Annotated in this window: 7 protein-coding genes; 2 read left to right on the top strand and 5 right to left on the bottom strand. The window is 57.5% G+C overall.

Annotated features, from left to right (window positions below; all coding sequences use genetic code 11):
• The first annotated feature begins 387 nt into the window (after nt 1–387).
• Together purH and purD are read left to right on the top strand one after the other, a co-directional pair.
• Entirely contained in the window at nt 388–1,977 is a 1,590-nt protein-coding gene (gene purH, locus IM304_RS21785; RefSeq protein WP_193356734.1) for a bifunctional phosphoribosylaminoimidazolecarboxamide formyltransferase/IMP cyclohydrolase, read from the top strand.
• Between the two features lie 15 nt (nt 1,978–1,992).
• Nucleotides 1,993–3,285, top strand: a complete 1,293-nt coding sequence (purD, locus tag IM304_RS21780; protein WP_176608979.1) for a phosphoribosylamine--glycine ligase — start codon at nt 1,993–1,995, stop codon at nt 3,283–3,285.
• A 48-nt stretch (nt 3,286–3,333) separates the two neighbouring features.
• Here purD and IM304_RS21775 read toward each other — a convergent pair whose 3' ends face one another.
• From IM304_RS21775 to hemE, 5 genes are all read right to left on the bottom strand, one after another.
• Entirely contained in the window at nt 3,334–4,026 is a 693-nt protein-coding gene (locus IM304_RS21775) for a DUF1481 domain-containing protein (protein ID WP_176611147.1), read from the bottom strand.
• A gap of 11 nt (nt 4,027–4,037) precedes the next feature.
• Nucleotides 4,038–4,310: a nucleoid-associated protein HU-alpha gene (hupA, locus tag IM304_RS21770; protein ID WP_002445246.1), complete on the bottom strand. Its 273-nt coding sequence runs from the start codon at nt 4,308–4,310 to the stop codon at nt 4,038–4,040.
• A gap of 186 nt (nt 4,311–4,496) precedes the next feature.
• Entirely contained in the window at nt 4,497–5,087 is a 591-nt protein-coding gene (locus tag IM304_RS21765) for a YjaG family protein (RefSeq protein ID WP_148422703.1), read from the bottom strand.
• A 41-nt stretch (nt 5,088–5,128) separates the two neighbouring features.
• Nucleotides 5,129–5,800 carry a deoxyribonuclease V gene (nfi, locus tag IM304_RS21760; protein WP_148422704.1) on the bottom strand — a complete coding sequence of 224 codons (672 nt, stop codon included), beginning with the start codon at nt 5,798–5,800 and terminating at the stop codon, nt 5,129–5,131.
• 9 nt (nt 5,801–5,809) lie between these two features.
• A complete protein-coding gene (gene hemE, locus IM304_RS21755; RefSeq protein ID WP_148422705.1) occupies nt 5,810–6,874 on the bottom strand; it encodes a uroporphyrinogen decarboxylase in 1,065 nt (354 codons plus the stop codon).

Below are 6,874 nucleotides of genomic sequence, written 5' to 3'. Positions count from 1 at the left end.
AGGTGGCGTATATTACGCTTTCCTCTTTCAGAGTCAACCCGTTATTTCAGGATTTTTTCTCTTCAACCGACCGGGCTGTTTGTGAAGTGATTCACATCCGCCGTGTCGATGGAGGCGCATTATAGGGAGTTCTCCGCAGGCCGCAACCGCTAAATGACAGAAAAATGACTGACTGCTGCATTCCCCAGCAAAACCCCGCCTTATACCCTTTTACACACAGAGTTATCCACAGCGCTTCGAAAAAGTGAAAATATGCGAGCGTTGCGCAAACGTTTTCGTTAAAATGCTCGCGCCTAACAAGGATGCCCCGTCAGGTGTGTTAGATGAGTTTTTCGCGGGAAAATTCATCTAACGCTCTCTGTAATCGTGAAATCCAGGGGATTTACCATGCAACAACGTCGTCCAGTCCGCCGCGCTCTGCTCAGTGTTTCTGATAAAGCCGGTATCGTCGAATTCGCTCAGGCACTTTCCGCACGTGGTGTGGAGCTGCTTTCTACAGGTGGCACCGCGCGCCTGTTAGCAGATAAAGGTCTGCCGGTAACCGAAGTGTCCGACTACACCGGTTTCCCGGAAATGATGGATGGACGCGTCAAAACCCTGCACCCGAAAGTGCACGGCGGTATTCTTGGCCGTCGCGGTCAGGACGACGGCATTATGGAACAGCATGACATCGCGCCAATCGACATGGTTGTCGTTAACCTCTATCCGTTTGCCCAGACCGTAGCCCGCGAAGGCTGCTCCCTGGAAGATGCGGTTGAGAATATCGACATCGGCGGTCCGACCATGGTGCGCTCTGCCGCCAAGAACCATAAAGATGTGGCCATTGTGGTGAAGAGCAGCGACTACAACACCATTATTAATGAGATGGACGCCAACGAAGGGTCGCTGACCCTGGAAACGCGTTTCGACCTCGCCATCAAAGCCTTTGAACACACCGCCGCGTACGACAGCATGATTGCCAACTACTTCGGTAGCCTGGTGCCGGCTTACCACGGTGAAAGCAAAGATCCTTCCGGCCGCTTCCCGCGCACGCTGAACCTGAACTTCATTAAGAAACAGGATATGCGTTACGGTGAGAACAGCCACCAGCAGGCTGCCTTCTATATAGAAGAAGAGGTAAAAGAAGCTTCTGTCGCAACCGCTCAGCAGGTTCAGGGCAAAGCGCTCTCCTATAACAACATTGCCGACACCGACGCCGCGCTGGAATGCGTGAAAGAATTCAGCGAGCCGGCCTGCGTTATCGTCAAGCACGCCAACCCATGCGGCGTTGCCGTGAGCACCTCTATCCTTGACGCTTACGATCGCGCCTACAAAACCGACCCGACCTCCGCGTTTGGCGGCATTATCGCCTTCAACCGCGAGCTGGATGCCGAAACCGCACAGGCCATCATCTCCCGCCAGTTTGTTGAAGTGATCATCGCGCCATCGGCCTCTGAAGAAGCGCTGAAAATCACCGCTGCGAAACAGAACGTGCGCGTGCTGGTTTGCGGCCAGTGGGCAGCACGCGTGCCGGGCCTGGACTTCAAGCGCGTGAACGGTGGCCTGCTGGTTCAGGATCGCGATCTGGGTATGGTGACGGAAGCCGACCTGCGCGTGGTGACCAAACGCCAGCCGACCGAACAGGAGCTGCGTGACGCGCTGTTCTGCTGGAAGGTGGCGAAGTTCGTGAAATCCAACGCCATTGTCTACGCCAAAGAGAACATGACCATCGGGATAGGTGCAGGCCAGATGAGCCGCGTTTATTCTGCGAAAATTGCCGGTATCAAAGCAGGTGACGAAGGTCTGGAAGTGAAAGGCTCCGCCATGGCCTCTGACGCCTTCTTCCCGTTCCGCGACGGCATCGATGCGGCCGCTGCGGTGGGCATCACCTGCGTGATCCAGCCTGGCGGCTCAATCCGCGACGACGAAGTGATTGCCGCCGCCGACGAACACGGCATCGCGATGATCTTCACCGACATGCGTCACTTTCGCCATTAATTCCCGGAGCAGAAAATGAAAGTATTAGTGATTGGCAACGGCGGGCGCGAGCACGCGCTGGCGTGGAAAGCGGCACAGTCCCCGCAGGTTGAAACCGTCTTTGTGGCACCGGGTAACGCCGGTACCGCGCTTGAGCCCGCGCTGCAGAACGTCGCCATCGGCGTCACCGATATCCCCGCGCTGCTGAGTTTTGCTCAGCGCGAAAACATCGATCTGACTATTGTTGGTCCGGAAGCGCCGCTGGTGATCGGCGTGGTAGACGCCTTCCGCGCCGCTGGCCTGAAAATCTTCGGCCCAACGGAGGGTGCTGCCCAACTGGAGGGTTCGAAAGCCTTTACCAAAGATTTCCTGGCTCGCCATAACATCCCGACGGCGGAATACCAGAACTTCACAGAGGTGGAGCCCGCTCTGGCTTACCTGCGCGAAAAAGGCGCACCGATTGTCATTAAGGCCGACGGCCTGGCCGCCGGAAAAGGCGTGATCGTGGCGATGACGCTCGAAGAAGCCGAAGCCGCCGTTCACGATATGCTGGCCGGCAACGCCTTTGGCGATGCGGGTCACCGCATCGTGATTGAAGAGTTCCTCGACGGTGAAGAGGCGAGCTTTATCGTGATGGTCGACGGCGAGCACGTTCTGCCGATGGCCACCAGCCAGGATCACAAGCGCGTGGGTAATGGCGATACCGGCCCGAATACCGGCGGAATGGGAGCTTACTCCCCTGCTCCGGTAGTCACTGATGAAGTGCATCAGCGCACCATGGATCGCATCATCTGGCCAACCGTGAAAGGAATGGCGGCAGAAGGCAACACCTATACCGGTTTCCTCTATGCGGGCCTGATGATCGACAAGCAGGGCAATCCGAAGGTTATCGAATTCAACTGCCGCTTCGGCGATCCGGAAACGCAGCCGATCATGCTGCGCATGAAATCCGACCTGGTTGATCTGTGCCTGGCGGCCTGCGATGGCAAGCTGGACGAGAAAACCTCAGAGTGGGACGAGCGCGCATCGCTGGGCGTGGTGATTGCTGCGGGTGGATATCCTGGCAACTACAACACCGGAGATGAGATCCACGGCCTGCCGCTGGAGGAAATTGACGGTGCGAAGGTGTTCCACGCCGGTACGACGCTGGCTGACGACGATCGCGTCCTGACCAACGGTGGCCGCGTGCTGTGCGCCACCGCGCTGGGCGATACCGTTGCCGAAGCGCAGAAGCGCGCCTATGCGCTGATGGCGGATATTCGCTGGAACGGCAGCTTCAGCCGTCAGGATATCGGCTATCGGGCGATTGCGCGGGAGCAGGGCGAGTAATTTCCCCCTCACCCTAACCCTCTCCCCTCAGGGGAGAGGGAAATCAAATCAGAAACTCTTTTCTGTCGGCTGCCAGGTGCAGAAATCTTCGTTCGCCACCAGCAGCAGCTGTGAACCTTCCGGCGCTTCAAGCCACGCCACGCTCACTTCCATCGATGAATGCCGCTGACGGCGCTGAATATGTTCGGTTGCCCAGGATTCAAGGTCAGGCTTTACCGTCTGCCCTTCGCAGGTGGTCACCGTCCCATCGGTATGCCAGCGCCCCTGGCGCAGCACCACGCGGCCCTGACGCAGCGCATCGCTGGTCTGGCGGATTTGTTCAGCTCGGTAACGGTAGAGGGCGATCTGATCGCTGGAAAGCTGCTGTTTCTGACCGCTGGCTTCATGCTGCATAAAGCTCAGCTCGCCGTGGTCATCGAAACGCACTTTCACGTGTTCGGGGGTCTTGCTGTAGATGTTCAGCTCAATCAGCGTTAGCGCCTCGCCCTGCCAGCGATATTCTGCGGTCGAGGTATTGCCGCTATGCCACGGGCTGAATGCGGAAAGCAGATGAACTTCATTGCTGGAGTCTTTACGCCAGATCCTTACCGCCCCCTGGTTGTCAGCGTAACCGCTGGCGGTAAACGGAGGGAGTGAGGCATCGTGGCTACAGGCGGACAGCAACAGCGCGCCTGCCAGCGCGAGCGCGCCACGCCAGAATGACAAAAGGGGCGTTGCCGCCCCTTCGTTAAAACTGTTCACTGCCACGCGTCTTACTTAACTGCGTCTTTCAGTGCTTTACCAGAAACAAATGCCGGCACGTTAGCTGCGGCGATTTTGATTTCTTTACCGGTCTGCGGGTTGCGGCCAGTACGCTCAGCGCGGTGGTTCACTTTGAAGGTACCGAAACCAACCAGTTGTACAGCATCACCTTCTTTCAGAGACTCAGTAATAGCAGCCAGGGTAGATTCCAGAGCAGCTTTAGCCTGCACTTTAGACAGATCAGCCTTGTCCGCAATTACATCAATCAGTTGAGTCTTGTTCATAAGTTATCCTTTCAATGTGTTTATCGCTTGCTAAGCATCGAGTGCGACGAAAATGCCAAAAAAGCACTCTCCTGCATACACGCACCGATAGCCACTTTTTTTCGCCCCCCAAATGTAGACCAGACGGGGGGCGAAAGGGAAGAGTCGAGGAGTGACAAAACAGGCGTTAAATCACGTTTTGTTGTCTCATTGGTTAAAAATTATACCAATATTGCTCTCACCGGCCTCGCGCAGGTCCGCGCGCAGCCCTTTGATCAGCTCAATATCACGCTCTTCACACTCTGCCAGCAGGCGGAAAATCTCCCACTGAATGTCCCATTCTTGTTCCACCGCCGGGTTAGCACGCAGCTCATCGTCGGTCATTTCGCGGCCTTCCTGGGTCATTTCCAGCATCGCGACGGTAGTGATAGATGCCTTACTGACTTCAATGGCGTGTTCCAGGGTTTCACCGCTCAGACGGGAGTGGATTAGCTCGCTCAATGCCACACAGGCATCGATGGCCGGGTAAACACCATACAGGTCGTAATCATCCGCTGCCGGGATCGCCTCCTCCAGCTTTTCGAGCTGAGAGTCAAAATTCACCTTCGCGTCTTTGACCGTCAGCGTCTCCCAGATCAAATCCAGGATACGACGATAAATCTGGCCTTCGCCAAACTCCGTTTGCTTACAGAACGCGGCGTAGTTGGGATACATGCGCTCGCACAGGCAAGCCATAAAAGTCACGTGCTGCCAGCTTTCCAGCTTCTCAAGGCGCAGATGAATCGGGTTTTGTAACATGATGATGTCTCGAATCGAAAATTAGCCGCAGTTTACCTGAATCACGGCTGAATTGCCTGCCATCGAACAAAAGCCGGACGCGAGGAAGCGACGGCATCAGCCCAGCGCGTCGGCTCCGGTAAGCGGTAGCCCTTCATGCAGCGTTGTACCCACGCCAGCGCGCTGTCCATGCTCACACGGTGCCCGGTCGCGATAAACAGCGGATTGCAGCGCGCCTTACTGCGCCAGACCCACGCCAGCTGCTCGCCTTTATGGATAAGCGGCGCCAGCGCGCCCGGTTCAGCAGAGAGCGGCTCAAACGCGCCGCACAGGCGTTTTTTCGCCACGCCAATGGTAGGAACATCCACCAGCAGACCAAAGTGGCTGGCGACGCCCAGGCGGCGCGGGTGCGAAATACCGTGTCCGTCCACAAACAGCAGGTCAGGTTTTTGCGAGAGTTGCTCCCACGCGGCCAGCAGCGCCGGATATTCGCGGAAGGAGAGAAAGCCGGGGATGTAGGGCATTGTGGTGGCGATACGCGCCACCTTGTATTCCACCAGCTCCAGCGAAGGGTATTTCAGCACCACCATCGCCGCCCGCGTGACTTCACCGCCCTGCTCAAACCCGACGTCCGCCCCGCCAATGTACTGCGGGGGATCCTTATCCAGACGATCCTCGCGGATCACTGATGAAGCCAGTTCGATTTGCTGAGCGCGTAGCGACGCGAGATCCATACCTACTCCTTACCTGTGATACTGGGCTGAAAGCCGATGCACCGCCTCCACAAATACGCCCGCGTGTTCTGGCGGCACATCCTGATGAATGCCGTGGCCGAGGTTGAATACGTGGCCTTCACCCTGGCCGAAACCAGACAGTATAGTCGACACTTCCTCTTCAATGCGGGCTGGCTGAGCATAGAGCATGGAGGGATCCATGTTGCCCTGAAGCGCGACTTTGTCGCCCACGCGACGGCGCGCATCCGCGATATCGGTGGTCCAGTCGAGGCCCAGCGCGTCGCAGCCGGTTGCCGCCATGGCTTCCAGCCACTGGCCGCCGCCTTTCGTGAACAGCGTCACCGGCACGCGGCGGCCTTCGTTTTCACGCAGCAGGCCATCGACGATTTTGTGCATGTAATACAGCGAGAACTGCTGATAATCACGCCCGGTCAGCACGCCGCCCCAGGTGTCGAAAATCATCACTGACTGCGCGCCCGCTTTGATCTGCGCGTTGAGATAGAGCGTGACGCTCTTCGCCAGCTTGTCGAGCAGCGTATGCAGCGCCTGCGGCTCGGCGTACATCATCTTTTTAATAACGGTAAAGGCTTTGCTGCTGCCGCCTTCCACCATGTAGGTTGCCAGCGTCCACGGGCTACCGGAGAAGCCAATCAGCGGCACTTCACCTTTCAGCTCGCGGCGAATGGTGCGCACGGCGTTCATCACGTAGCCCAGCTCGCCTTCCGGATCGGGGATCGGCAGCTTATCGACGTCGGCTTTGCTTTTAATCGGAGAGGTGAAGCGCGGACCTTCGCCGGTTTCAAAATAGAGCCCAAGGCCCATCGCGTCCGGAATGGTAAGGATGTCCGAAAAGAGAATGGCGGCATCGAGCGGGAAGCGGCGCAGCGGCTGGAGCGTCACTTCGCAGGCCAGCTCGGCGTTTTTGCATAGCGACATAAAATCGCCCGCCTGCGCGCGCGTGGCTTTATATTCTGGCAGATAGCGTCCCGCCTGGCGCATCATCCACACCGGGGTGACATCAACGGGCTGGCGCAGCAGCGCACGCAGATAACGATCGTTCTTCAGTTCGGTCAT

The sequence above is a fragment of the Enterobacter cloacae complex sp. P40C2 genome (assembly GCF_014930695.1).
Classification (GTDB): domain Bacteria; phylum Pseudomonadota; class Gammaproteobacteria; order Enterobacterales; family Enterobacteriaceae; genus Enterobacter; species Enterobacter pasteurii.
Note: the sequence above shows the minus strand (reverse complement) of the source record. Positions and strands in the feature narration are given on the sequence as shown.